Origin of the sequence: Rhodococcus sp. PSBB066 (assembly GCF_017068255.1) — a bacterium.
In the GTDB taxonomy this organism is placed as follows: Bacteria; Actinomycetota; Actinomycetes; order Mycobacteriales; family Mycobacteriaceae; genus Rhodococcus; species Rhodococcus aetherivorans.
Genome location: NZ_CP070859.1, coordinates 3,078,781 through 3,102,984, shown reverse-complemented (window position 1 = coordinate 3,102,984; position 24,204 = coordinate 3,078,781). Strand labels below are relative to the sequence as shown.

Here is a 24,204-nt window from a genome sequence, read left to right as displayed (position 1 = left end):
ACCATTGACGTTGGAGGCACAGCACTCGATGAGCAGCACGACTGAAGCCGCTCCCGCACCGGGGCGCACACGGTCGCTTTACCGGGGAGACCCGGGCATGTGGTCCTGGGTTCTGCACCGGATCACAGGCGTGGCGACATTCTTCTTCCTTTTCGTTCACGTCCTGGACACGGCACTCGTCCGGGTCAATCCCGAGACCTACGACAGTGTCATCGAGACCTACAAGAATCCCGTCGTCGGTCTCATGGAGCTCGGGTTGGTGGCGATGGTGCTCTACCACGCCCTCAACGGCCTGCGCGTGATGCTCGTGGACTTCTGGTCCAAGGGCCCGCAGTACCAGCGGGTGATGCTCTGGACGATCCTGGCGATCTGGTTCGTGGTGATGATCCCCGCCGCCGGTCGCATCTTCTACAACATGTTTGCGGGGCACTGACATGAGCGCAGCGACGAAGAATTGGGCACTGACATGACTGAAGCGAAGACTCTGGGCACGGCGTACGACCGCCCGGCCAGCCTGGACAACCCGCGCTCCCCGCGCCGCGCCGCGAAGAACAACTTCGAGCTCTACGCGTGGCTGTTCATGCGCCTGTCCGGCCTTGCACTGATCATCCTGGTGCTCGGCCACCTGTTCATCATGCTGATGCTGGACGAGGGCGTGCACCGCATCAACTTCGCGTTCGTCGCCGGCCGCTGGTCCAGCCCGTTCTGGCAGTTCTGGGACCTGACGATGCTCTGGCTCGCCCAGCTGCACGGCGGCAACGGCCTGCGCACGGTCATCGCGGACTACTCCCGCAAGGACTCGACCCGATTCTGGCTCAACACGATCCTGGTCGTGTCGATGATCCTGATCATGGGCCTGGGCACCTATGTGATCTTCACCTTCGACCCCAACATCGTTGCGAGCTAGGGGAGCTACGACTTCATGCAGGAACATCGTTATGACGTGGTCATCGTCGGTGCCGGCGGCGCCGGCATGCGTGCGGCCATCGAGGCCGGCCCCCGCGCCCGCACCGCAGTTCTGACCAAGCTCTACCCCACCCGCAGCCACACCGGCGCCGCCCAGGGCGGCATGTGCGCCGCCCTCGCGAACGTCGAGGAGGACAACTGGGAGTGGCACACCTTCGACACCGTCAAGGGTGGCGACTACCTGGTCGACCAGGACGCGGCGGAGATCATGGCCAAGGAGGCCATCGATGCGGTGCTGGACCTCGAGAAGATGGGGCTTCCGTTCAACCGCACGCCCGAGGGCAAGATCGACCAGCGCCGGTTCGGTGGCCACACCCGTGACCACGGCAAGGCCCCGGTGCGTCGCGCCTGCTACGCGGCCGACCGCACCGGCCACATGATCCTGCAGACGCTCTACCAGAACTGCGTCAAGCACGACGTGGAGTTCTTCAACGAGTTCTACGCGCTCGACATCGCGCTGACGGAAACCCCCGAAGGCCCCGTCGCGACCGGCGTCATCGCGTACGAGCTCGCCACCGGCGAGATTCACGTCTTCCATGCCAAGTCGATCGTGTTCGCGACCGGCGGCTCGGGCCGCATGTACAAGACGACGTCCAACGCGCACACCCTCACCGGTGACGGCATGGGCATCATCTTCCGCAAGGGCCTGCCGCTCGAGGACATGGAGTTCCACCAGTTCCATCCGACGGGACTCGCGGGCCTGGGCATCCTGATCTCCGAGGCCGTGCGCGGCGAGGGCGGCATCCTCCGCAACGCCGACGGCGAGCGCTTCATGGAGCGCTACGCCCCCACCATCAAGGACCTCGCGCCCCGCGACATCGTCGCCCGCTCGATGGTGCTCGAGGTGCTCGAGGGCCGCGGCGCCGGCCCGAACAAGGACTACGTCTACATCGACGTGACCCACCTCGGTGAGGACGTCCTCGAGGAGAAGCTCCCGGACATCACCGAGTTCGCCCGCACCTACCTCGGCGTCGACCCTGTCACCGAGCTCGTGCCGGTGTACCCGACCTGCCACTACGTGATGGGCGGCATCCCCACCAAGATCAACGGTGAGGTGCTGCGCAACAACGAGGACGAGGTCCCGGGCCTCTACGCCGCCGGCGAGTGCGCCTGCGTCTCCGTCCACGGCGCCAACCGCCTCGGCACCAACTCGCTGCTCGACATCAACGTGTTCGGCCGCCGCGCCGGCATCGCGGCCGCCGAGTACGCGAACACCCACGACCACGTGGACCTGCCGGAGGACCCGGCCCGCAACGTCGTGGAGTGGCTCGAGCGGATCCTGGGTGCCGGTGGCAAGGAGCGCGTGGCGGACATCCGCAGCGAGCTGCAGCAGTCCATGGACAACAACGCCTCGGTGTTCCGCACCGAGGAGACGCTCAGCAAGGCGCTCGAGGACATCCACGCCCTGAAGGAGCGGTACAAGAACATCACCGTCCAGGACAAGGGCAAGCGCTACAACAGCGACCTGCTCGAGGCCGTCGAGCTGGGCTTCCTGCTCGAAATGGCCGAGGTCACCGTCGCCGGTGCGCTCAACCGGAAGGAGTCGCGCGGCGGCCATGCCCGCGAGGACTACCCGACGCGCGACGACGAGAACTTCCTCAAGCACACCATGGCCTACAAGGAGGGGACGGAGCTGATCTCCCCCATCCGCCTGGACTACAAGCCGGTGGTGCAGACCCGCTACGAGCCGATGGAGCGGAAGTACTGATGACAACCCTCGAGAAGAACGAAGCCGACGTCTCGAACCTGCCTCCCGTGCCAGAGGGTGCCACCATGGTCACCCTCAAGATCGCGCGGTTCAACCCCGAGGACGGCAAGGGTCAGCACTGGGACAGCTTCCAGGTTCCGGCGCTGCCGTCGGACCGCATGCTCAACCTGCTGCTGTACGTGAAGGGCTACCTCGACGGCACCCTCACGTTCCGCCGCAGCTGCGCGCACGGCGTGTGCGGCTCGGACGCCATGCGGATCAACGGCGTCAACCGCCTGGCCTGCAAGATCCTGATGAAGGACATGCTGCCCAAGGACGGCAAGCCGGTGACCATCACCGTCGAGCCGATCCGCGGCCTGCCGGTCGAGAAGGACCTCGTCGTCGACATGGAACCCTTCTTCGACGCGTTCCGCGCGGTGAAGCCGTTCCTCATCGCCACCGGCAACGAGCCGACCCGCGAGCGGATCCAGTCGCAGGCCGACCGGGCCCGCTTCGACGACACCACCAAGTGCATCCTGTGCGCGTGCTGCACCACCTCGTGCCCGGTGTACTGGAACGACGGCAGCTACTTCGGCCCCGCCGCGATCGTCAACGCGCACCGGTTCATCTTCGACAGCCGTGACGAGGGTGCCGCCGAGCGCCTCGACATCCTCAACGACGTCGAGGGCGTGTGGCGCTGCCGCACCACCTTCAACTGCACCGACGCGTGCCCCCGTGGCATCCAGGTGACGAAGGCGATCCAGGAGGTCAAGCGCGCGCTGCTGTTCGCCCGCTGATCTGCTTCTGCTCCACGGTGAAGGTTCCCGTCACCCGGTTCCACCGGGCGACGGGGACCTTCACCCGTTTCAGGGAACCACCACGCCGCGGCCGCGGATGCTGCCCTCGCGCAGCCGCCGGTACGCCGCCGGCCCCTCGTCGAGGGTGAACGTCTCGGTGTGGATGTCCAGCCGGCCGGCGCGGGCCAGCGCGACGACCTCCATCAGTTCCGACCGGGTGCCCCAGTACGGGGTCACGACGGAGGCGCCGAACGGGATCATGAAGAACCCGACCTTGGCGTGTGCGCCGGCGTGGATGCCCACGACCGAGATGTGCCCGTCGACCGCGACCACCTGCTGCGCCGTGTCGATCGTCGACTGGGCGCCGACGAAGTCGAACACCGCCGTCGCGCCCTGACCGCCGGTCAGTTCCCGGATCGCGGCCGCCGCACCGGCGCCCGACTTCACCGCCGCGTCGGCGCCGACCTCGCGGGCGAGGGCGAGACGGTCGTCGTCGAGGTCGACGGCGATCACGCGGGCCGCGCTGACGGCGCGCAGGATCTGGATGCCGACGTGGCCGAGCCCGCCGACACCGATGACGACGGCCGTCGAGCCCGGCCCCAGCAGCGGCAGGACCCGGGAGATCGCGTGGTACGGCGTCAGACCGGCGTCGGTGAGCGGCGCCGCGGCGACCGGGTCGAGGTCTCCGATCGGGACGAGGTGGCGCGCCGAATCGACGATCATGTACTCGGCCATCGACCCGGGCGAGCCGAGACCGGGTGGCGTGATGCCCAGGTCGGCGGCGCGGGTGCAGTAGTTCTCCCGGCCGCGCGCGCAGGCGTGGCACGCACCGCAGCCCCACGGCCCGTACACGGCGACGGCGTCCCCCACCCCGAATCCCGTGACGCCCTCGCCGAGTTCGGCGACGGTGCCGACACCCTCGTGGCCGAGGGTGAGCGGCAGGCCGTAGGCGTACTGCGCCGCCGGCATGTCCATCACGAAGATGTCCGAGTGGCACAGCCCGGCCGCGGTGACCTTCAGCAGGATCTCACCCGGCCCGGGCGTCGGGGTGGGGATGTCGACAACGACCGGCTCGGAGCCGATCTCGGTGTACTGGACGGCTTTCATGCGCCCGACTCTACGGCCGGGGGTGCGTGCCCGCCCGATACTGCAGCGAATCTTCCGCTGCGCGACGCCGGCCGTTCCGGCCCCGGACGTCAGGCGACACGGACGAGCATCTTGCCGACGTTGCGCCCGCGCATCAGGTCGAGGAAGGCATCGACCGAGTTGTCGATCCCGTCGACGATCGTCTCGTCGAACACCACGTCGCCGGCGGCGAGCCACGGCCCCATCTTCGCCGCGAATTCGGGGAAGAGGTGGGTGTAGTGGCCGAGGGTGAAGCCCTGCAGGGTCAGGCCGCGGGTGATGATGTTGGCCATGTTGTCCGGCCCGGGCGTGCGCTCGGTGTTGTTGTACAGGGCGATCGCGCCGCACAGGGCGGCCCGGCCACCGTCGCGCAGGACGTCGAGCGCGGCTTCGAGGTGGTCGCCACCGACGTTGTCGAAGTACACGTCGATGCCGTCGGGTGCCGCACGGCGGAGCTGGCGCCGCACGGGCGCCGACTTGTAGTCGAACGCGTCGTCGTAGCCGTAGCGCTCGGTGAGCATCGCGACCTTGCTCTCGGAGCCGGCGGAGCCGAGCACCCGGCTCGCACCCTCGAGCCGGGCGATCTGTCCGGCGGCGGTGCCCACCGCTCCGGCGGCCCCGGAGACGAAGACGGTGTCACCCGGCTGCATGCGGGCGATGTGCATCAGACCGACGTAGGCGGTCAGCCCCGTCAGGCCGAGGATGCCGAGGTAGGCGGAAATCGGAACCCCCGGAAGCTCGTCGACCACACGGAAGGCCCTGGCGTCGCCCTGCGCGACGTCGCGCCAGCCCAGATCGTGCAGCACGACCGAGTCGACGGGGTGGGCCGGCGACGTCGACTCCACGACGCGGCCGACGGCGCCGCCGGTCATGGTCTCGCCCAGGGCGAACGGCGGGATGTAGGACTTGACGTCGTTCATCCGTCCCCGCATGTAGGGGTCGACCGAGACGAACTCGTTGACGACGCGGACCTGGTTCGGACCGAGGTCGGGCAGGTCGACCGTCACGGCGCGGAAGTCGTCGTGCGACGGCCAGCCGACGGGGCGCCGGACCAGTTGGATCTGGGTGCTAGAGGTCACCGGGTGTGAACCTTCCTCACGTCTCGAGCCGCTGGGACCGTCCCGGCAGCTCCGGAGTATTGAACTGACCTTTCCAATATATACTGGACCGGTCATTGCACAACGGAGATCGGAAGGGCGCATGGGACGGCCACCGGGGTTCGACACCGCCGACGTCGTGGAACAGGCACGGGACTTGTTCTGGGACAAGGGTTTCGAGGCCACCTCCGTCCCCGAGCTCGAGCGGGCGACGGGCCTGAACCGATCGAGCCTCTACAACGCCTTCACCAGCAAGCGCGGGTTGTTCGACGCCGCCGTTCGCGACTACCTCGACCGCGTCGTGGGACCCCGGCTGCGCGTCCTCACCGACGAACCGACCGCCCCCGATGCGGCGGCGCGCTACTTCCGGGCGCTGGCCCGCACCGTCGCGGCCCTACCGGACGACTCGCCGCGCCGCGGCTGCCTGCTCCTCAACAGCGCAGCCGGCCTCGCCGCGCACGACGAGACGCAACGCGCGGTCGTCACCGCCTACCGCACCGAGCTGGCGACCGCGTTCGCGCACGCGCTGCGCGCCCTCGATCCCGCCGCCGACGACGAGACGCTCGCCCGGCGGGTGCGGGTACTGACGTCGCTGTCGACGAGCACCCTGCTCCTCGCCCGCGTCGACCGCGACGAGGCGGTCGCTACCGCCGAAACCGCGATCGCGCAGCTCGACGAATGGCGCGCGAGCGCTCGCTGAGCAGGACCCCGCCGAGCGCTCCGGCACCGACGAGCGCCAGACCGCCCCGCAGCCCGGGCCCCTCGTGCACCTCCACGCGCGGCGTGATCCGTGCCGGCTCCGGGGGCGGCACGTGAGCCATGACCAGATTCTCCTTGGACGATGCCGCCCACGCCGTGGCGAACAACACCATCCGGGCGGTCAGGTTCGCGAACACCAGCACACCGAGAATCGGGCCGAACGCCACCCCGGCGGGGCCGCTGGTGACCCGGGAGAGGTAGATCGAACCGACCTGCTTGAAGACCTCGAACGCCACGGCGGCGAGCAGACCGGCGCGCATCGCGCTGCGGAAGGTGACGGGTTCCCGGGGCAGCCGGGCGATCACCCAGGTGAACAGTACCCACGTCGCGCACACGGAAATGGCGATCGTCGCCACCGTCAGTGCGACGCCGATCCCGGGCACGTTCTCGAGCCGCAGCAGACCGACGAAGAAGTCCATGACCGGTCCGCTGCTCGCGGCCGACAGGGCGAGCGACGCCACGATGGCGAGGCCGAGGCCGAGGAGGGTCAGCACGTCGTTGACCTTGGTGCGCACGAACCCCGTCTTGCCGTGCGGATGGTCCCACATCGCCGTGAGCGCGTCCCGCAGGTTGGTGATCCAGCCGATCCCTGCGTATGCGGCGGTGAGCAGACCGACGGTGCCCACGGCGCTGCGGGAGGCGATCGCGGAGTCCACCAGGCCCTGCACCGTCGCACCGAGTTCGCCGGGGATGTTCTGGGCGATCGCGGTCTGCAGCTGTTCGAGGGTCTCGGGCCGGCCCGCGAGCACGAAACCGGCAATCGAGAACGACAGCATCAGGATGGGAATCAGGGACAGCACACTGAAATACGTGATCCCCGCGGCGTAGTAGTCGCCCTTCTGCTCCTGGTATCGCAGGCCGGCCCGCACCAGATGGTCGAGTGCCGGATGCGCCGCGCGCTGCCGCTCGAGAAACCCCGGTTTCGACGGTTCGGTGGAATCGTCGGCCATCGGTGGGCAACTCCTTCCGCGTTCCGCCGCCCGTGTGCTGCGTCCGGCGCACGCCCCGGCTCACTTGCGGGGCAGGAATCCCACCTTGTCATAGACCTGGCCGAGTGTCCGGGAAGCCACCTCGCGGGCCTGGTCGGCGCCGGTCGACAGGATGCGCAGCAGTTCCGCCTCGTCGGCGAGGTACTCGTCCACCTTCGCCTGCAACGGGATGACGAACTCGGTGAGCACCTCCGCGGTGTCGGCCTTGAGGTCGCCGTACCCCTTGCCCGCATAGCCGGCGACGAGTTCGTCGACCGGCCGGCCGGACAGGGCGGCCTGGATGGTGAGCAGGTTGCTCACGCCGGGCTTGTTCTCGAGGTCGAAGCGGATCTCGCGCTCGTTGTCCGTCACCGCCGACTTGATCTTCTTCGCCGACACCTTCGGATCGTCGAGCAGGTTGATCAGGCCGGCCGGGGTGGCCGCGGACTTGCTCATCTTCGCAGTGGGGTTCTGCAGGTCGTAGATCTTGGCGGTGCCCTTGATGATCTGCGGCTCGGGAACGACGAACGTCTTGCCGAACCGGGTGTTGAACCGCTGCGCGAGATCACGGGTCAGCTCGAGGTGCTGGCGCTGGTCCTCCCCCACCGGCACACGCTGCGGGCGGTACAGCAGGATGTCCGCCGCCATCAGCACCGGATAGGTGAACAGGCCCACGCTGGCGTGCTCGGTCCCCTCCTTGGCGGACTTGTCCTTGAACTGCGTCATCCGGCCGGCCTCGCCGAAACCGGTGATGCAGCTCAGAACCCACGCCAGCTCGGCGTGCTCGGGCACCTGGCTCTGGACGAACAGCACCGACCGGTCCGGGTCGATGCCGACGGCGAGCAGCTGAGCGGCGGCGCGGAGGGTGCGCCGGCGCAGCCCCTTCGGATCCTGCGGCACGGTGATCGCGTGCAGATCGGGGATGAAGTAGTAGGCGTCGAACTCGTCCTGCAACGGAACCCACTGTTGCAGCGCGCCGAGGAAGTTTCCGAGGTGGAACGAGTCGGAGGTCGGCTGGATACCCGACAGCACCCGGGGCCGGGCGGTCGGCGCGGTGGTGTTCTCTTCTGCAGTGCTCGCCATGGTTGTCGATACTTTCACGTGCGCGGAGAGCCGCTCGCGGGAGGTCGGCTCCGATCGGCGGATCCGCCCGGATCAGCGGAACTGCACGGTAACCGGGGCGTGGTCCGACCACCGCTCGGCATAGGTGGCGGCACGCTCGACGCGGGCCTCCTTCGCCCGCTCGGCCAGTTCCGCCGTCACGAGGTGGTAGTCGATCCGCCAGCCGGCGTCGGTGTCGAACGCCTTGCCCCGGTAGGACCACCACGAGTACGGGCCGTCGACGTCCGGGTGCAGGGCGCGCACCACGTCGACCCAGCGGCCGTCGGCGAGCAGCGTGTCGAGCCATGCGCGCTCGCTCGGCAGGAATCCGGACTTCTTGACGTTGCCCTTCCAGTTCTTGATGTCGCGCTCGGTGTGGGCGATGTTCCAGTCCCCGCACACCACCATGTGCCGGGCCGCGGCCCCGGCCTCGGCGGCGCGGTGGTTCAGGTGCGTGGCGAACGACGCCATGAACCGCTCCTTCTCCTCCTGCTTCGGGGTGCCGGCCTCGCCGGTGGGCAGGTACAGGCTGCCGACGGTCACGTCCCCGAAGTCGGCCTCGACGTACCGGCCGGAGGCCGCGAACTCGTCCTCGTCGAACCCGATGCGCGAGGCGTCGGCCGGGCGCCGCGACAGGATCGCGACCCCGGCACGGCCCTTGGCCTCCGATTCGGCGGACACCACGTACCACCCGGCGTCGAGGGCGGGCGCGATCGCCGCGTGGAACTGCTGCTCGGTGGCGCGCACCTCCTGCAGGCACACGATGTCGGCCTGCGCGGTGGCCAGCCACGCGAGCAGGCCCTTGCCGGCGGCGGCACGGACGCCGTTGACGTTGACGGTGGTGATGACGTGAGGCACGACGGTCACGGTAGCCGACGGGCCGGACCCGAAACGACGACGGGACGCCCCGGTGCGGGGCGTCCCGTCGTGTGCGGTCCGTGCGTCAGGCGCGGGCCTTCTGGAGGTTCTCGTCGAGCGCGGCGAGGAACTCCTCGGTGGTCAGCCATGCCTGCTCGGGGCCGATGAGCAGGGCGAGGTCCTTGGTCATCTGTCCCGCTTCGACGGTCTTGATGACGACGTCCTCGAGCTGCTGCGCGAAGTCGATGACCTCGGGGGTGTTGTCGAGCTTGCCGCGGTGCTCGAGGCCACGGGTCCAGGCGAAGATCGACGCGATCGGGTTGGTCGACGTCGGCTTGCCCGCCTGATGCTGCCGGAAGTGCCGGGTGACGGTTCCGTGCGCGGCCTCGGCCTCGACGGTCCTGCCGTCCGGGGTCATGAGCACGGACGTCATCAGGCCCAGCGAGCCGTAGCCCTGCGCGACGGTGTCGGACTGGACGTCGCCGTCGTAGTTCTTGCAGGCCCAGACGTAGCCACCCTCCCACTTGAGCGAGGAGGCGACCATGTCGTCGATGAGGCGGTGCTCGTAGGTCAGGCCCGCGGCATCGAACTCGGCCTTGAACTCTTCCTCGAAGATCCGCTGGAACTCGTCCTTGAACATGCCGTCGTAGGCCTTGAGGATCGTGTTCTTGGTGGAGAGGTAGACCGGGTAGTTCTGCTGCAGACCGTAGGACAGCGAGGCCCGCGCGAAGTCCTGGATGGACTTCTTGTAGTTGTACATCCCCATGACGACGCCGCCGTCCTCGGGGATATGGCACACCTCGTGCTGGATCGGCTCACTGCCGTCCTCCGGCGTGAAGGTGATGGTGACGGTGCCCGGGCGGTCGACCTTGAAGTCGGTGGCGCGGTACTGGTCACCGAAGGCGTGACGGCCGACGATGACCGGCTTGGTCCAGCCGGGCACCAGGCGGGGCACGTTGGAGATGATGATCGGGGCACGGAAGATGGTGCCGCCCAGGATGTTACGGATCGTGCCGTTGGGCGAGCGCCACATCTTCTTCAGGCCGAACTCCTCGACCCGGGCCTCGTCGGGAGTGATTGTGGCGCACTTGACGCCGACGCCGTGCTTCTTGATGGCGTTGGCTGCGTCGACGGTGACCTGGTCGTCGGTTGCATCGCGGTGCTCGATGCCGAGGTCGTAGTACTCGAGATTCACATCCAGGTAGGGATGGATCAGCTTGTCTTTGATGAACTGCCAGATGATGCGGGTCATCTCGTCGCCGTCGAGTTCGACGACCGTTCCTTCAACCTTGATCTTGGACATGTGCGCTTCGCGTCCTCCTAGGAAGTGTCCCTGGTCCCAAGTCGATCGCACTTTGTGGGTGCGATCGTGGTCGGCTCAATGAACCATTTATGGCGTGCTCACACGTGCGGAACACGATCCAAACAAGACGAGCGTACTGCTATCGACCCGGTCCGCCAAGCGGGCCCCGGGCTACCGGCGGGTAACTTTCGCCTGCTCAGGCGCCTCCCGCCGGGAGGTATGGGTCGCCTACCGAAGCATCCGTTCGAGCCGCTAGACTCGCGCCAGGTCATGAGTACCAGCGTGAAGCCCCGGCTTGCTGGTCGGCAACCCTCCGGCCAGGGTGGGGTGCTCCGGGTGATGACCCGGTCGTCCGGCGCCACGCCGCACGACAAGCCGGTCCGATGGAGGTATTCGTCATGAGGGTTGTGATCATGAGCTGTCGCCCCTAGCCGCCCCGACCTCCCGACCACGGCCAGAAGGACATCATGACCGACAGCGAGAACACCCGGCGCGAAGACGGCTGGAGCTTCGAGACCAAGCAGATCCACGTGGGCCAGCCCGGCGGCGGCGACACCCGCGCCCGCGCCCTGCCGATCTACCAGACCACCAGCTACACCTTCGACAGCACCGACCACGCCGCCGCCCTGTTCGGCCTCACCGAACCGGGCAACATCTACACCCGCATCATGAACCCCACCCAGGACGCGGTCGAACAACGCATCGCCGCCCTCGAAGGCGGCGCCGCCGCCCTGCTGCTGTCCTCCGGCCAGGCCGCCGAAACCTTCGCCGTGCTCAACCTCGCCGCCGCCGGCGACCACCTCGTCTCCAGCCCCTACCTCTACGGCGGCACCTACAACCTGTTCCACTACACCCTGCCCCGACTCGGCATCGAGGTCACCTTCGTCGACGACCCCGACGACCTCGACCAGTGGCGCGCCGCGATCCGCCCCACCACCCGCGCCTTCTACGGCGAAACCATCGCCAACCCCAAGAACCACCTCCTCGACCTGCCGGGCATCTCCGGGGTGGCCCACGAGCACCACCTGCCGCTGATCGTCGACAACACCGTCGCCACCCCCTACCTGATCCGCCCCCTCGAGCACGGCGCCGACATCGTCGTGCACTCGGCCACCAAATACCTCGGCGGCCACGGCACCGCCATCGCCGGCGTCCTCGTCGACGGCGGCACCTTCGACTGGACCGCCACCGGCCCCGACGGCACCGCGCGGCACCCCCAGTTCGTCACCCCCGACCCCAGCTACCACGGCGTGGTCTACGCCGACCTCGGCGCCCCCGCCTACGCCCTCAAGGCCCGCGTGCAACTGCTGCGCGACCTCGGCTCCGCGGTGTCCCCGTTCAACGCCTTCCTCATCGCCCAGGGCCTGGAAACCCTGTCGCTGCGCATGGAACGGCACGTCGCCAACGCCGCCCGCGTCGCCGAATTCCTCACCACCCGCCCCGAGGTCACCGCGGTGTCCTACGCCGGCCTGCCCTCCTCCCCCTGGTACCGGCGCGGCCGGCAGCTCGCCCCCCGCGGCACCGGCGCCATCGTCACCTTCGAACTCGCCGGCGGCGTCGACGCCGGCAAGAAGTTCGTCGACGCACTGACCCTGCACAGCCACGTCGCCAACATCGGCGACGTCCGCTCGCTGGTCATCCACCCCGCCTCCACCACCCACTCCCAGCTCACCGCCACCGAGCAACTCGCCGCCGGCGTCACCCCCGGCCAGGTCCGCCTCGCCGTGGGCATCGAAGGCATCGACGACATCCTCGCCGACATCACCACCGGCCTCGAGGCGGTCGCGTCTTGACGGCGCGCGTCGACCGGCGCCACGTGGAGCTGCCGCCGGAGGACGGCCGTCTGGGCACGGTCGACATCGGGCCGCTGGCGCTGGAGAGCGGCGCGACCCTGCCCGACGTGACGGTGGCGGTGCAACGGTGGGGCAGGCTGTCGCCGACCCGCGACAACGTCGTCCTCGTCGAACACGCCCTCACCGGGGACTCGCACGTGACCGGCCCCGCCGGGCCCGAGCACCCGTCGCCGGGCTGGTGGTCCGGGATGGTCGGTCCCGGTGCGCCGATCGACACCGACCGGTGGTGCGTCGTGGCGACGAACGTGCTGGGCGGCTGCCGCGGCACCACCGGGCCCGGTTCGACCGCCCCGGACGGCAAGGCGTGGGGCTCCCGGTTCCCCGGCATCACGGTGCGCGACCAGGTCGCCGCCGAGGTCGCCCTCGCCGACGCGCTCGGCATCGACAGGTTCGCCGCCGTGACCGGAGGGTCCATGGGCGGCATGCGGACGCTCGAATGGATCGTCGGATATCCGGAACGGGTGCGGGCGGCCCTGGTCCTGGCGGTGGGCGCCCGCGCCACCGCCGACCAGATCGGCACCCAGACCACGCAGATCGCCGCAATCACCGCCGACCCGGACTGGCAAGGCGGGGACTACTACGGAACCGGACGGGTGCCGCGGGCCGGACTGGGCATCGCACGGCGGATCGCGCACCTGACGTACCGGACCGAGGGCGAGCTCGACACCCGCTTCGCCAACTCCCCCCAGGGGAGTGAAAACCCTTGGAACGGTGGCCGATACGCGGTGCAGAGCTACCTGGAGCACCAGGCCGACAAGCTCGTCGCCCGCTTCGATCCCGGTACCTACGTGGCGCTCACCCAGGCGATGAACCGGCACGACGTCGGGCACGGCCGGGGCGGCGTGGCCGCCGCGCTCGGATCCACCCCGGTGCCGACGATCGTCGCCGGCGTGGACTCCGACCGCCTGTACCCGCTGCGGCTGCAGCAGGAGATCGCCGACGGGCTGCCCGGCTGCGACGGGCTGCGTGTCCTCGAGTCCCGGGACGGTCACGACGGCTTCCTCACAGAGGCCGACGCCGTCGCCAAGCTCCTGTCCGAGCTCGTCACCCTCGCGCGGGGCTGAGAACCGCGTGCCGCCGGGCCGCCGAGGCCCGGCGGTTCAGCCGGTGCCGAGAGGATCGATCGAGACCGCCAGGGCGATGATGAGACCGCCCACCACGAGGAGCGCGGACACGTCGAAGGTCCGGCTGCGCACGGCGAGCACGCCGACCAGGTCCTCGGGCACCCACAGGCGCAGCAGGCCGGCGAGCAGGGTGGCGCTGCCGAAGACGAACGCACCGCGGCGCCACCGATCCGCCACGACGAGGATCACCGCCGCGGCGATGACGACCGTCACCGCCAGCAGCGGCAGATTCCGCCGGGCCAGACGCACCCAGCGCTGCGCGCCGGCCAGTTGCACCACCGGGTCAGCGGCCGGCGAGCTGTTCGGCTCGCTCGACCACGTTCGCCAGCAGGAACGCACGGGTCAGGGGGCCGACACCGCCGGGATTGGGCGAGAGGAACCCGGCGACCTCTCGGACGTCGTCGGCGACGTCGCCGCGCAGGCCCTCCGGCGTCCGGCTCACACCCACGTCCAGGACCGCCGCACCCGGCTTGACCATGTCGGCGGTGATCAGTCCCGGCACACCGGCGGCGGCGACGACGATGTCCGCGCGCCGCACCTCCGCGGCGAGATCCTTCGTGCCGGTGTGGCAGAGGGTCACGGTGGCGTTCTCGCTGCGCCGGGTGAGCAGCAGCCCGATCGGCCGGCCGACGGTGACGCCGCGGCCCACGACGGCCACGTGGGCGCCCGCGATCGGAACCTCGTAGCGGCGCAGCAGGTGCACGATGCCGCGCGGGGTGCACGGCAGCGCCGCCTCCTTGCCGAGGACGAGGCGCCCGAGGTTGATCGGGTGCAGCCCGTCGGCGTCCTTGTCGGGGTCGATCCGCTCGAGCGCGGCGTTCTCGTCGAGGTGCTTCGGGAGCGGCAGCTGCACGATGTAGCCGGTGCAGGCGGGGTCGGCGTTCAGCTCGTCGATGACCGCCTCGAGCTCCTCCTGCGTCGTGGCGGCGGGCAGGTCGCGGCGGATGGAGGTGATGCCGACCTTGGCGCAGTCGTTGTGCTTGCCGCGCACATACGCCGCGGATCCCGGGTCGTCGCCGACGAGAACGGTGCCGAGGCCGGGGGTGATGCCCTTCGCCTTCAGCGCGGCCACGCGGGCCTTCAGGTCCTCGAAAATCTCGTCGCGGGTCGCTTTGCCGTCCAGGATCGTCGCAGTCACGACCGCCATTGTCTCAGGTCGTCCAGCCGGGGCGGAGACAGCCTCACCACAGCCGGTCCCGCCCCGGGCCGGGCACGCCGCGTCGGCGACTCGGCCGGACGGCCGCGCACGACGGTCCGACCCGGGAGCGGCTGCCGGCGAACGACCCGGAGACACCGACTGGCAAGCTGGATCGGTGTTCCGAGTGATGTTCCACGAGCCGTGTATCCCGCCCAACACAGGCAATGCGATCCGCATGGTCGCCGGGACCGGATGCGAGCTGCATCTGGTGGAGCCGCTCGGATTCGATCTCTCCGAACCCAAGTTGCGGCGCGCCGGCCTGGACTACCACGATCTGGCGTCGGTGTCCGTGCACAAGAACCTCGAGGCCGCCTGGGCCGCGCTGCGGCCGGAGCGGGTATACGCGTTCACCGCGCACGCGAGCGTGTCGTACGCCGCGCTCGAGTACCGGCCCGGTGACGTGTTCCTCTTCGGGCCGGAACCGACCGGACTGTCCGACGAGGTGCTCGCCGACCCGCACGTCACCGCCACGGTGCGGATTCCGATGCTGCCGGGCCGGCGCTCGCTGAACCTGTCGAACGCGGCGGCGGTGGTCACGTACGAGGCGTGGCGCCAGCACGGCTTCGCGGGCGCGGTCTGAGCCGGTCCGGCAGCGAACCCATCCACTCCGGTGGCCGCTCCGAATGCCCACCGACGCCGCGTGCGGAGCCTCGTCGTGGGGAAACGCCGCAACTGTGGGAACGTGGAACGGGGAGGTGAGACGTCGTGACTCTAGTCGTGCTGGTCGACCGCGACGGTCGGGAAGTCGGGACGGCCGAGAAGGTGGCGGCGCACCGCCCCCCGGCCCCGCTGCATCGCGCATTCTCGGCATTCCTGCTCGATGCCGACGACAACGTGCTGCTGCAGCGCAGAAGCCTGGACAAGTACCACTTCGCCGGCCTGTGGGCCAACAGCTGCTGCGGACATCCGCTGCCGGGCGAGAGCGTGCTCGACGCCGCGGCCCGGCGCAGCTGGGACGAACTGGGCGTGCGCCCGTCGGACCTGCAGGAGGTGGCCTCGGTCGTCTACTCCGCCCACGATCCGGACTCGTCGCTGATGGAGCACGAGTTCGACCACGTGGTCGTCGGACGCGTCACCACGGCTCCTCGTCCCGTTCCGAGCGAAGTGGCCGAGGTGCGGTTCCAGTCCCTCGCCGAGGTGGTACGCGAGGTGGAACAGACCCCGCAGGTGTTCGCGCCCTGGATGCCGCATGTCCTCGGCGCGGTGCTGCCGGCGCTGACCCGATAGGCCGTCAGCCGGCGGGCACGTCCGTGGCGGTGGCCCGCATCCGGGCCACACCGGCCCGGATGCGGGCCCGGACCGTCGCGACGGGCAGATCGAGGCGATCGGCGATCTGCCCGCAGGTCATTCCCTCGTAGTAGGCGAGATACAGCGGCTCACCGTGCCCGCACCCGGGCGGCGTCGCCTCGGCCGCGGCCGGGACCCCGGCGTGCGGCCGGCCGGCCCGTGAGCGGATCCGGTCGGCGGCCCGGCGGTGCGCGAGCGCCGACAGCCAGGCCAGGGGGGATCCGACCTGTGGGGCATAGCGGTCGGCCGTGTGCCACACCTGCTCGAACACCTCGCGGGTGACGTCCTCGGCGTCGGTGCCGCCGCGCACGACTCGGAGGACGATGCCATGCACCTGTGCGACGGTGAGGTCGTAGAGCGCCGCGAAGGCGGCACGGTCCTTTCCCGCGACCCGGACCAGGAGGGGCCGGAGGCGGTCGTCCCCGACCGGGCCGGACCCCTCGGTCCCCGCGTCCGGCGCGCGCTTCGGGGGCGTCGGCGAGCCCGTCGTCGCAGTCATACGAACGACTGTAGACATCCCACCCTCCCGTCGCCGGGTTCGTTTTTCCTTGCGTTGCAGGAAGATCGGACTTCGTATCAATTCGTTATACGTCGTTACGCTTCCGTGATCTTCCTGCGTCGGGCTCGACACCGGCGACGGGGATGCTCGGGACTCGCACCGCTCCGGTACACCCGGCGACACGCTCGCCGACCGGCTGTCGGGCGAACGACTCGGAGAACAGAGATGACGGCACCACGGATCCCCCACCGCCCGAAGGGCCCCTCGGCGCTGCTCGACGGCCCGCACGCAGGCATGATCCTCGCCGGCGGCGTCACGGTCGTGGGTGCGCTCGCCGCCGTGGCGGTGGCCGGCTCCGCGCTGCTGGCCGTCGCCCTCACGGCCATCGTCGCAGGTGCGGTGGCGGTCGTCGCCGCCGCGATCTGACGGCGACGAGGTGGAAACGCTCGACGCCGTCGAAGTACCGATCCGGCGCCTCGACGACGGACTGCTCGCGGCATCACTGGTACGCGCGTCCGGGCCGTTCCCCCGACGCCGGCCGCCCCACCGCGCGGTTCCGGCCGCCGACGTCTCCGTACTCGTCCCCGTCCACCTCGGACCGGACTCCGGCGCGCGCGACGCCCTCGGCCACGCCATGCGCGCGGCCGCCGAATCCCGCCGCGCCGGGCGGCTCGTGGCGGTCGACGAGGTGGGGGCCGATCCGCGGGCCTCGGCGCTGCTGGCGCTGCTCGAACCGGAGATCGTGATCCTCGCGTCCGGGATGCTGACCCGGCGGGCGGACAGCGACGTCGCGCCCACCCTCCATGCCGTGGCCGCGCACGTCGAACGTACGGGCGCCGTCCTGGTGGCCGACGGGGTCGACTCACTCCGGCACCGGCGGCGGGCACTCGAACTCGGGGCCACCCACGGCCTCGGCCGGCTGTATCCGCCGGCGCTGCGAGCCGAGCCCGCCGAGCGTTTCCCGCCGAGCCCGACGTGGAGCACACCCGACGTGGAGACGCCGACCCCCTACGCCACCGTGGCGTCCGGCCGCGTCCCGGTGCGCAGCACCGAGCATCTGCTGGCCCGGATGACCGCCACCCTGGAAGCTCACGCCGCCACCGCCGGTCCGGACACCCTGGTGCTCGGCACGTTCCGGCACCTCGACCACTTCTGCGCCTCCACCCGATCCCGCTGGTCGGGCATGGCCGGGGGCGTCGCCCACGCCGGCGCCTATGCAGTGGGAATGAAGGCCGGTGTGGAGTCCGGCGTCGTCCACACGCCCCTCGACCCGGCGGACCCGCTGGCCGAGGAGTGGAACGTCGTGGTCCTCGGGGCCCACTTCGCGGGCGTGCTCTCCGCGGTGAGCACCCACCATCGGCATCCCGCCGGGGACCGTGAGTTCGACTACGTCGTGTCCTACGACCGTCCGACCGTGGTGCGCTGCGCCCGCTCGATCCTGCGACGCGGCCCCTCCCCCGCCGCTCGGCGCGGGACCGGGTGACCGCCTCCGGGGCGACGGCCGGTCAGACCCCGGCTTCGATGTCGCGGCCGGACTGCTGCCACGCCACGGTGCCGCCGGCCACCGACACGGCGTTGATGCCGCGTCCGGCGAGATAGCTGGCCGCCTGCGAACTGCGCCCTCCGACCGCACAGATCACATAGACGGTGTCGGCGTCCGGGATCTCGTCGGCGCGGGCGACGAACTCGCTGAGCGGGATGAGCGTCACGCCGGGCACCCGCACCTGCAGGTACTCGTCGCGCTCACGGACGTCGATGACGGGTGCACCGGCGGCGAGCGCGGTGTCCAATGCGGCCAGGCCGACCTCACGCATCCTGGTCGTTCCTCTCCGGGTTCGGGGCTGGTTCCGGTTTGCCGCGCCGTGCGAGGAGCCGGACTACCACGTAGACGACGGCCGCGCACACGGCGAGAAACCCCACCCACGGTAGCGCCACCCCCAAAGCGACCACCGACCCGGCCAGCGCCGAGCGCAACGCGTCCCATCCGGCGAGGACTCCGTCCCAGAAGCTGTCCCGGTCCGCGCGGCGCTCTGCCGAGATGTCCACGGTCAGGGTGGACAGCTCGATCTGGTCGGCTAGGTAGCGCTGCTGGGCGACGAGGCCGTCGAGTTCGCCCTGGCGCTGCGCCAGCGCGTTCTCGGCCTCGATGAGGTCGGCGGTGCTCGCGGCCGAGGCCATCAGTGCGCGCAGCCGGTCCACCGACGACTGCAGGGCCGCGATCCGCGCCTCGAGATCGGTGTACTGGAGCGTGACGTCCTCGCGGGTGGTCGTCAGGCTGGTCACCTCGCCGAGACCGCGGATGTCCTCGATCGTTCCGGTGAGCCGGTCCGCCGGCACCCGGACGGTCAGCATGCTGCCGGCGCCCGGCTGCTCGGTGACCGAATCCACCCGGCCGCCCGCGGCCTCGACGAGCGTCACCACCTGTCGTCCGGCCGCGATCGGATCGTCGGCACGCAGAACCAGGTGCCCGGTGACGATCTCCTTGCGCGCGGTGGCCTGCGCGTCCGCGGGCGCGGATTCGCGGGTGCCGTCGGACAGGGAGGGCTGCGGCGGCGCCCCGTCACCTGGCCCACCGTCAGCCGGCCCCTCGCCGCCTCCGGCGCATCCGGCCAGGAACCACGCGAGCAGGGCGAGCAGGAGCACCAGGGGGCGTCGCATGCCGCAGGATGCTAACGGAAGTCGCGGGACTTTCCGATGATGCGCAGATCCATGCGCTGCAACCGGTCCGCCACCACCGTCACCGCTCCCTCCGCGTTCTGCACCCGCCCGCGCACGAGCAGCGCCGGTGCGGTGTGCGCGAGCGTGCGGTACCGCGCCCACAAGCCGACGGAGCACACCACGTTCACCATCCCGGTCTCGTCCTCGAGATTGAGGAACGTCACGCCCTCGGCGGTCGCGGGACGCTGCCGGTGCGTGACCGCGCCGCCCACGAGCACCCGGGCCCCGTCGGGGACCTGCAGCAGCCGCGCCGCCGGCACGACGCCGAGCGCGTCGAGCTGCGGCCGCAGGAACTGGGTGGGGTAGCTGTCCGGGGAGACTCCCGTCGCCCACACGTCCGCGGCGGACAGTTCGACATCGCTCATGCCGGGCAGCGCGGGGGCCTGCGTCGAAGCGCCGACGCCGGGTAGCCGGTCGGGCCGCTGCGCCGCTGCGGCGCTCGCCGACCACAGCGCCTCCCGGCGGGTGATGCCGAAGCACCCGAGGGCGCCGGCCGTGGCGAGGGCCTCGGCCTGGGCGGTGCTCAGCTCGACGCGCCGGGACAGGTCCGGGAACGACGTGTACGGGCCGTGCGCCGTGCGCTCGGCGACGATCCGTTCGGCGAGCGCGTCACCGAGGTGGCGGACCGCGCCGAGGCCGAGACGCACCTCCCGGCCCCGGTTCTCGGTGGTGGCGTGGGCGAGGCCCACGTTCACGTCGGGCCCGTGGACCACGACACCGTGACGGCGGGCGTCGGCGACGAGGGACTGCGGCGAGTAGAACCCCATCGGCTGCGCGCGCAGCAGGCCCGCGCAGAACGCCGCCGGATGATGCAGCTTGAACCATGCGGAATAGAACACCAGGGCGGCGAAACTCTGCGAATGACTTTCGGGGAAGCCGAAATTTGCGAAGGCATAGAGCTTCTCGTAGATGCGGTCGGCAACGTCGCCGGTGATGCCGTGCCGCTCGCGCATGCCGTCGTAGAGCCGGCCGCGCAGCCGTTCCATCTTCGCGGTGGAACGCTTGGCCCCCATCGCGCGCCGTAACCGGTCGGCCTCGGCGGCCGTGAACCCGGCGGCGTCGACAGCCATCTGCATCAGCTGTTCCTGGAACAGCGGGACCCCGAGGGTGCGTTTCAGGGCCTTCTCGAGGCAGGGGTGGTCGTAGGTGACGGGCTCGAGCCCGTTGCGGCGCCGGATGTACGGGTGCACGGACCCGCCCTGGATGGGACCGGGCCGGATGAGCGCCACCTCGACCACCAGGTCGTAGAAGACGCGCGGCTTCAGGCGCGGGAGGGTGGCCATCTGCGCGCGGGACTCGACCTGGAACACCCCGACGGCGTCGGCACGGCGCAGCATCTCGTACACCCCCTCCTCGGCGAGGTCGAGACGAGCGAGATCCACCGTGATCCCCTCGTGCTCGGCGACGAGGTCGATCATGTAGTGCAGCGCGGAGAGCATGCCCAGTCCGAGCAGGTCGAACTTGACCAGTCCCGCGGCCGCGCAGTCGTCCTTGTCCCACTGCAGCACGGTGCGGCCCGCCATGCGGGCCCATTCGACGGGGCACACGTCGGCGACGGGACGGTCGCAGATCACCATCCCGCCGGAGTGGATGCCGAGATGGCGCGGCAGGCCCTCGACCTGGGCGGCGAGCTCGAGGACGGGCGGGGGGATGTCGGTGTCGGTCTCCTGTTCCACGCCGTGCCACCGGGTGACCTGCCGGCTCCAGGCGTCCTGCTGGCCCTGCGCATAGCCGAGGGCCCGCGCCATGTCGCGGACGGCTGACTTGCCGCGGTAGGTGACGACGTTGGCGACCTGGGCGGCGTGCATGCGCCCGTACTTGGCGTAGACGTGCTGGATGGCTTCCTCGCGGCGGTCGGATTCGATGTCGATGTCGATGTCGGGGGGGCCGTCGCGCTCCGGGGAGAGGAATCGTTCGAAGAGCAGCTCGTTGCGGACCGGGTCGACGTTGGTGATGCCGATGGCGTAGCAGACGGCGGAGTTGGCGGCCGAACCTCGCCCCTGGCAGAGGATGTCGTTGTCCTTGCAGAAGGTGACGATGTCGTGCACCACGAGGAAGTAGCCGGGGAAGTTCAGCCGGCCGATGACGTCGAGTTCGTGCTCGATCTGCCGGTAGGCCGCCGGGTTGTCCTCGGGGGCGCCGTAGCGGTGCCGCGCCCCGCTCAGGGCGAGTTGGCGCAGTCGGCTGAGTTCGGTGTGCCCCTCGGGTACGTCGAACGGGGGCAGGTTCGGGGCGATGAGCCGCAGGTCGAAGGCACAGTCGCGGGCGAGTTCGGCGGCACGACGGACGGCGCCGGGGTGGGCGGCGAACAGTCGTGCCATCTCGGCGCCGGAACGCAGGTGGGCGCCACCGGTCGGGAGGAGCCGCCCCGCGGCCTCGTCGAGACTCTGCCGGTCGTGGATGGCGGCCAGGGCCGTCGCCAGACGCCGGCGGTGCGGCGTGGCGTAGTGGGCCGCCGTGCTGGCGATACACGAAAGGCCTTGATTGTCGGCAAGTTCCGCGAGCAGCGCGTTGCGCTCGTCGTCCTCGGGGAGGCCGTGGTGAGTGAGCTCGACCGTGACACGATCGGCGCCGAAGCGCTCGACGAGGTCGCGCAGTGCCGTCCCCGCCGCCTCGGGCCCCCCGACCTCGAGTGCCCGGCGGACGTGTCCGCGGCGGCAGCCGGTGAGAATCTGCCAGTGCCCGCCGGCCGCACCGGTGAGCGCGTCGTAGTCGTAGCGGGGCCTGCCCTTCTCCCCGCCCGCCAGGTGCGCGGCGGCAATCTCGCGGGACAACCGCCGATACCCCTCCTGCCCCCGCGCAAGGACCAGCAGGTGCGTCTCGTCCGCCGATCCGGCATCGAGGGAGAGCTCGGCACCGAACACGGTACGCATCCCCAGCTCGCGGGCGGCCTCGGCGAAGCGCACGACGCCGTAGAGGCCGTCGTGATCGGTGAGCGCAACGGCTTCGAGGCCGAGACGCACCGCCTCCTCCACGAATTCCTCGGGGCCGGAAGCGCCGTCGAGGAAGCTGAACGCCGAGTGGGCGTGCAGTTCGGCGTAGGGCACGGTAGGCCCGTCGGGCGGCCGGACACGCGGTTCGTACTCCCCCCGGGTGCGCGACCAGGCGGGACTGTCGCTGCCGTCACCGGGGAACTCCACGTCGCGCCGGGGCCGGCCCGACAGCACGCGTTCGAGCTCCGACCAGGTCGGCGGGCCACTCCCCCACCCCATCCGTCACCGCCTTCGGGTCGACCTCCTGCGCTCATCGTACATATGTTCGATTGGCTGGCCGACCACCCGCGGACGACGGTCACCGCCGCAGTTCCGCCGACGTCTCCAGCCGCCCCAGTTTGTGTGGGTTGTTGATCGCGTAGAGGCGGGTGATCCGGCCGCCCTCGACCACCAGACTCACTGCAGCGGCAGCGCCCTCGACCTCGAATCGTGCGCCCGGCATCCCGTTGAGCCAGGTGCCGGCCGCCACGAAGCCCGGGGCCTTGGCCAAGCGGATCAGCAACGCCGCCAGTTTCTCGGCTCCGGCGATCGGCTTCCGGGCAGCCGGCACCACCCCGCCGCCGTCGGCGATCGCCACCACGTCCGGGGCGAGCACCTCCATCAGAGCCTGCATGTCCCCCGTCGAGAGGGCAGTCATGAACGTCTCGACGACTGCCAGCTGCTCGGCCGGGTCCACCCGCATCCGCGGCCGCCGCGCCGTGACATGCCGGCGGGCACGGTGCGCGATCTGCCGGACCGCGGCCGGGGTCTTACCCACCACCTCGGCGATCTCGTCGTACGGCGTATCGAACACCTCACGCAGCACGAACACTGCCCGCTCGACCGGACCGAGGGTCTCCAGCACGGTGAGCATCGCGATCGAGACGCTCTCGGCGAGCTCGGCGTCCTCGGCCACATCGGGACTGGTGAGCAGCGGCTCGGGCAGCCATTCCCCGACGTACTCCTCGCGTTGCCGCGCCAGTGCCCGCAGCCGGTTGAGCGCCAGCCGAGTGACGATCCGGACCAGATAGGCCCGTGCGTCCCGCACCTCCGTCCGGTCCACGTCGGCCCACCGCAGCCACGTCTCCTGGACGACGTCCTCGGCGTCGGCAGCAGAGCCGAGCATCTCGTAGGCGACGGTGAAGAGCAGGTTGCGGTGGGCGACGAACGGGTCGTCGGTCATGCCTTCGACGCTACGGCGAGCGGCGCGAGGTTGCAGGCGGCGGAAAACCCCTGCGACTCGATGCCGAGTGCAGTGTTGGAGCGGGTCATGAAGTTCGTCAGCGCGATGTACGCGGTCAGCTCCACCATCGCGGCCGGACCGAGCGCCTCCAGCAGCCGGGCCGACAACTCGTCGGTGACCGTCGGCGGGGTCTGCGTCATCGCCTCGGCGTACTCCATGACGTCGCGCTCCAGCGGCGTGAAGACATCCGACTCGCGCCACCGCGGCACCTCACGCGCCTTCGCCACGTCCAGCCCCTTGTTGTGGGCATGGAAGTAGCCGAGGTCCAGACAGAAGCTGCATCCGACCAGGCTGGCCACCGCCATGTGGGCGAACGACTTCAGGTTCTCGTCACACCGGTCCCACTTCTGAATCCGGCGACCGACCCCGAAGCTGAAGTTCAGCACTTTCCGGTTGTGCCACATCACCCCCACCGCCTCGGGCACGTCGCCGAGCATCCTTCGGGACATCCGCTTGACGAGCGCGCCGTAGATGCCGGTCAGCTCCGCCTTCGGGATCCTGGTGCTGCTGGTCATGATTCCTCCTTCGGTTATGTGCTCTCGGCATGGAGACACCGGCCACGAATCGAATGTGACATCCGAGCCGGAAATCGTTGCCGCGGGCGGCCGAACCGAGGAGGACGAATATGCACGCGGCCGGCGGCAAGCCG

General features: G+C 70.2%; 25 protein-coding genes and 1 riboswitch. Of the genes, 11 read left to right on the top strand and 14 right to left on the bottom strand.

Going from position 1 to position 24,204, the window contains the following annotated elements:
• The first annotated feature begins 28 nt into the window (after nt 1–28).
• The 4 genes from sdhC to JYA75_RS14110 are packed head-to-tail and all read left to right on the top strand — an operon-like array spanning nt 29 to nt 3,450.
• A complete protein-coding gene (gene sdhC, locus JYA75_RS14125; protein WP_072635622.1) occupies nt 29–433 on the top strand; it encodes a succinate dehydrogenase, cytochrome b556 subunit in 405 nt (134 codons plus the stop codon).
• A 33-nt stretch (nt 434–466) separates the two neighbouring features.
• Entirely contained in the window at nt 467–907 is a 441-nt protein-coding gene (locus JYA75_RS14120; protein WP_029544728.1) for a succinate dehydrogenase hydrophobic membrane anchor subunit, read from the top strand.
• Between the two features lie 15 nt (nt 908–922).
• Entirely contained in the window at nt 923–2,674 is a 1,752-nt protein-coding gene (sdhA, locus tag JYA75_RS14115) for a succinate dehydrogenase flavoprotein subunit (RefSeq protein WP_006939688.1), read from the top strand.
• Nucleotides 2,674–3,450: a succinate dehydrogenase iron-sulfur subunit gene (locus JYA75_RS14110; protein ID WP_003935736.1), complete on the top strand. Its 777-nt coding sequence runs from the start codon at nt 2,674–2,676 to the stop codon at nt 3,448–3,450. Before sdhA ends, JYA75_RS14110 begins: the two co-directional genes overlap by 1 nt.
• Before the next feature lie 69 nt (nt 3,451–3,519).
• Here the strand turns inward: JYA75_RS14110 and JYA75_RS14105 are convergent, their stop codons facing one another.
• Together JYA75_RS14105 and JYA75_RS14100 are read right to left on the bottom strand one after the other, a co-directional pair.
• Complete coding sequence (locus JYA75_RS14105) at nt 3,520–4,557, bottom strand: NAD(P)-dependent alcohol dehydrogenase (RefSeq protein WP_065922367.1); 1,038 nt, start codon at nt 4,555–4,557, stop codon at nt 3,520–3,522.
• An 89-nt stretch (nt 4,558–4,646) separates the two neighbouring features.
• A complete protein-coding gene (locus JYA75_RS14100; RefSeq protein WP_161995069.1) occupies nt 4,647–5,654 on the bottom strand; it encodes an NADP-dependent oxidoreductase in 1,008 nt (335 codons plus the stop codon).
• A gap of 121 nt (nt 5,655–5,775) precedes the next feature.
• Here JYA75_RS14100 and JYA75_RS14095 point away from each other — a divergent pair, with 121 nt between their 5' ends.
• Entirely contained in the window at nt 5,776–6,372 is a 597-nt protein-coding gene (locus JYA75_RS14095; RefSeq protein WP_161995070.1) for a TetR/AcrR family transcriptional regulator, read from the top strand.
• Here JYA75_RS14095 and yhjD read toward each other — a convergent pair.
• The 4 genes from yhjD to JYA75_RS14075 all read right to left on the bottom strand — a co-directional run bounded on the left by yhjD (nt 6,317) and on the right by JYA75_RS14075 (nt 10,661).
• Nucleotides 6,317–7,381, bottom strand: coding sequence for an inner membrane protein YhjD (gene yhjD, locus JYA75_RS14090; protein WP_203330119.1), 1,065 nt, complete (start codon nt 7,379–7,381; stop codon nt 6,317–6,319). The genes JYA75_RS14095 and yhjD overlap by 56 nt on opposite strands.
• Before the next feature lie 60 nt (nt 7,382–7,441).
• The gene (gene trpS, locus JYA75_RS14085) at nt 7,442–8,482 is read right to left on the bottom strand and encodes a tryptophan--tRNA ligase (RefSeq protein ID WP_161995785.1); all 1,041 of its coding nucleotides are present in this window, start codon (nt 8,480–8,482) and stop codon (nt 7,442–7,444) included.
• A 72-nt stretch (nt 8,483–8,554) separates the two neighbouring features.
• Nucleotides 8,555–9,358, bottom strand: coding sequence for an exodeoxyribonuclease III (locus JYA75_RS14080; RefSeq protein ID WP_029544732.1), 804 nt, complete (start codon nt 9,356–9,358; stop codon nt 8,555–8,557).
• An 85-nt stretch (nt 9,359–9,443) separates the two neighbouring features.
• Nucleotides 9,444–10,661 (bottom strand): NADP-dependent isocitrate dehydrogenase, encoded by a 1,218-nt coding sequence (locus tag JYA75_RS14075; protein ID WP_006939696.1) that lies wholly within the window; start codon nt 10,659–10,661, stop codon nt 9,444–9,446.
• 266 nt (nt 10,662–10,927) lie between these two features.
• A riboswitch (SAM riboswitch) is annotated at nt 10,928–11,043 on the top strand.
• 85 nt (nt 11,044–11,128) lie between these two features.
• Here JYA75_RS14075 and JYA75_RS14070 point away from each other — a divergent pair.
• Entirely contained in the window at nt 11,129–12,454 is a 1,326-nt protein-coding gene (locus tag JYA75_RS14070; RefSeq protein WP_203330118.1) for a bifunctional o-acetylhomoserine/o-acetylserine sulfhydrylase, read from the top strand.
• A complete protein-coding gene (locus tag JYA75_RS14065; RefSeq protein WP_029544736.1) occupies nt 12,451–13,578 on the top strand; it encodes a homoserine O-acetyltransferase in 1,128 nt (375 codons plus the stop codon). Before JYA75_RS14070 ends, JYA75_RS14065 begins: the two co-directional genes overlap by 4 nt.
• Before the next feature lie 36 nt (nt 13,579–13,614).
• Here the strand turns inward: JYA75_RS14065 and JYA75_RS14060 are convergent, their stop codons facing one another.
• Nucleotides 13,615–13,917, bottom strand: coding sequence for a DUF3017 domain-containing protein (locus tag JYA75_RS14060; RefSeq protein ID WP_050035499.1), 303 nt, complete (start codon nt 13,915–13,917; stop codon nt 13,615–13,617).
• Between the two features lie 4 nt (nt 13,918–13,921).
• The gene (locus JYA75_RS14055; RefSeq protein WP_185113681.1) at nt 13,922–14,776 is read right to left on the bottom strand and encodes a bifunctional methylenetetrahydrofolate dehydrogenase/methenyltetrahydrofolate cyclohydrolase; all 855 of its coding nucleotides are present in this window, start codon (nt 14,774–14,776) and stop codon (nt 13,922–13,924) included.
• Nucleotides 14,777–14,951: 175 nt separating this feature from the next.
• On the opposite strand from JYA75_RS14055, the gene JYA75_RS14050 reads away from it, so the two are divergent.
• Both JYA75_RS14050 and idi read left to right on the top strand, forming a co-directional pair.
• Nucleotides 14,952–15,416, top strand: a complete 465-nt coding sequence (locus tag JYA75_RS14050; protein WP_050035501.1) for a tRNA (cytidine(34)-2'-O)-methyltransferase — start codon at nt 14,952–14,954, stop codon at nt 15,414–15,416.
• 125 nt (nt 15,417–15,541) lie between these two features.
• Nucleotides 15,542–16,063 carry an isopentenyl-diphosphate Delta-isomerase gene (gene idi / locus JYA75_RS14045; RefSeq protein ID WP_044476485.1) on the top strand — a complete coding sequence of 174 codons (522 nt, stop codon included), beginning with the start codon at nt 15,542–15,544 and terminating at the stop codon, nt 16,061–16,063.
• Nucleotides 16,064–16,067: 4 nt separating this feature from the next.
• Here the strand turns inward: idi and JYA75_RS14040 are convergent, their stop codons facing one another.
• Nucleotides 16,068–16,622: a sigma factor gene (locus JYA75_RS14040; RefSeq protein WP_050035502.1), complete on the bottom strand. Its 555-nt coding sequence runs from the start codon at nt 16,620–16,622 to the stop codon at nt 16,068–16,070.
• Between the two features lie 225 nt (nt 16,623–16,847).
• Between JYA75_RS14040 and JYA75_RS14035 the strand changes: the two genes are divergently transcribed.
• Nucleotides 16,848–17,048, top strand: coding sequence for a hypothetical protein (locus JYA75_RS14035; RefSeq protein WP_029544747.1), 201 nt, complete (start codon nt 16,848–16,850; stop codon nt 17,046–17,048).
• A 10-nt stretch (nt 17,049–17,058) separates the two neighbouring features.
• The gene (locus JYA75_RS14030; RefSeq protein WP_050035503.1) at nt 17,059–18,105 is read left to right on the top strand and encodes a DICT sensory domain-containing protein; all 1,047 of its coding nucleotides are present in this window, start codon (nt 17,059–17,061) and stop codon (nt 18,103–18,105) included.
• Nucleotides 18,106–18,127: 22 nt separating this feature from the next.
• On the opposite strand, the gene JYA75_RS14025 is transcribed toward JYA75_RS14030, so the two are convergent.
• The 5 genes from JYA75_RS14025 to JYA75_RS14005 all read right to left on the bottom strand — a co-directional run bounded on the left by JYA75_RS14025 (nt 18,128) and on the right by JYA75_RS14005 (nt 24,070).
• Entirely contained in the window at nt 18,128–18,436 is a 309-nt protein-coding gene (locus JYA75_RS14025) for a rhodanese-like domain-containing protein (RefSeq protein WP_006945846.1), read from the bottom strand.
• Nucleotides 18,429–19,280: a DUF4349 domain-containing protein gene (locus tag JYA75_RS14020; RefSeq protein WP_006945844.1), complete on the bottom strand. Its 852-nt coding sequence runs from the start codon at nt 19,278–19,280 to the stop codon at nt 18,429–18,431. Before JYA75_RS14020 ends, JYA75_RS14025 begins: the two co-directional genes overlap by 8 nt.
• Nucleotides 19,281–19,291: 11 nt before the next feature.
• Nucleotides 19,292–22,552: an error-prone DNA polymerase gene (locus tag JYA75_RS14015; RefSeq protein ID WP_203330117.1), complete on the bottom strand. Its 3,261-nt coding sequence runs from the start codon at nt 22,550–22,552 to the stop codon at nt 19,292–19,294.
• A gap of 79 nt (nt 22,553–22,631) precedes the next feature.
• Nucleotides 22,632–23,495: an RNA polymerase sigma-70 factor gene (locus JYA75_RS14010; RefSeq protein ID WP_029544753.1), complete on the bottom strand. Its 864-nt coding sequence runs from the start codon at nt 23,493–23,495 to the stop codon at nt 22,632–22,634.
• Nucleotides 23,492–24,070 (bottom strand): carboxymuconolactone decarboxylase family protein, encoded by a 579-nt coding sequence (locus JYA75_RS14005; RefSeq protein ID WP_029544755.1) that lies wholly within the window; start codon nt 24,068–24,070, stop codon nt 23,492–23,494. The genes JYA75_RS14010 and JYA75_RS14005 overlap by 4 nt, the downstream gene beginning before the upstream one ends.
• Nucleotides 24,071–24,204: the final 134 nt, after the last annotated feature.

What these genes read in the sequence shown, in the direction of transcription:
- sdhA (WP_006939688.1), top strand. Translation starts at nt 923, where the DNA reads ATGCAGGAACATCGTTATGACGTGGTCATCGTCGGTGCCGGCGGCGCC.
- trpS (WP_161995785.1), bottom strand. Translation starts at nt 8,482, where the DNA reads ATGGCGAGCACTGCAGAAGAGAACACCACCGCGCCGACCGCCCGGCCC.
- JYA75_RS14025 (WP_006945846.1), bottom strand. Translation starts at nt 18,436, where the DNA reads ATGCGTGAGGTCGGCCTGGCCGCATTGGACACCGCGCTCGCCGCCGGT.
- yhjD (WP_203330119.1), bottom strand. Translation starts at nt 7,381, where the DNA reads ATGGCCGACGATTCCACCGAACCGTCGAAACCGGGGTTTCTCGAGCGG.
- JYA75_RS14010 (WP_029544753.1), bottom strand. Translation starts at nt 23,495, where the DNA reads ATGACCGACGACCCGTTCGTCGCCCACCGCAACCTGCTCTTCACCGTC.
- JYA75_RS14105 (WP_065922367.1), bottom strand. Translation starts at nt 4,557, where the DNA reads ATGAAAGCCGTCCAGTACACCGAGATCGGCTCCGAGCCGGTCGTTGTC.
- JYA75_RS14095 (WP_161995070.1), top strand. Translation starts at nt 5,776, where the DNA reads ATGGGACGGCCACCGGGGTTCGACACCGCCGACGTCGTGGAACAGGCA.
- JYA75_RS14005 (WP_029544755.1), bottom strand. Translation starts at nt 24,070, where the DNA reads ATGACCAGCAGCACCAGGATCCCGAAGGCGGAGCTGACCGGCATCTAC.
- JYA75_RS14015 (WP_203330117.1), bottom strand. Translation starts at nt 22,552, where the DNA reads ATGGGGTGGGGGAGTGGCCCGCCGACCTGGTCGGAGCTCGAACGCGTG.
- JYA75_RS14020 (WP_006945844.1), bottom strand. Translation starts at nt 19,280, where the DNA reads ATGCGACGCCCCCTGGTGCTCCTGCTCGCCCTGCTCGCGTGGTTCCTG.
- JYA75_RS14035 (WP_029544747.1), top strand. Translation starts at nt 16,848, where the DNA reads ATGACGGCACCACGGATCCCCCACCGCCCGAAGGGCCCCTCGGCGCTG.
- JYA75_RS14040 (WP_050035502.1), bottom strand. Translation starts at nt 16,622, where the DNA reads ATGACTGCGACGACGGGCTCGCCGACGCCCCCGAAGCGCGCGCCGGAC.
- JYA75_RS14070 (WP_203330118.1), top strand. Translation starts at nt 11,129, where the DNA reads ATGACCGACAGCGAGAACACCCGGCGCGAAGACGGCTGGAGCTTCGAG.
- sdhC (WP_072635622.1), top strand. Translation starts at nt 29, where the DNA reads ATGAGCAGCACGACTGAAGCCGCTCCCGCACCGGGGCGCACACGGTCG.
- JYA75_RS14075 (WP_006939696.1), bottom strand. Translation starts at nt 10,661, where the DNA reads ATGTCCAAGATCAAGGTTGAAGGAACGGTCGTCGAACTCGACGGCGAC.
- JYA75_RS14120 (WP_029544728.1), top strand. Translation starts at nt 467, where the DNA reads ATGACTGAAGCGAAGACTCTGGGCACGGCGTACGACCGCCCGGCCAGC.
- JYA75_RS14110 (WP_003935736.1), top strand. Translation starts at nt 2,674, where the DNA reads ATGACAACCCTCGAGAAGAACGAAGCCGACGTCTCGAACCTGCCTCCC.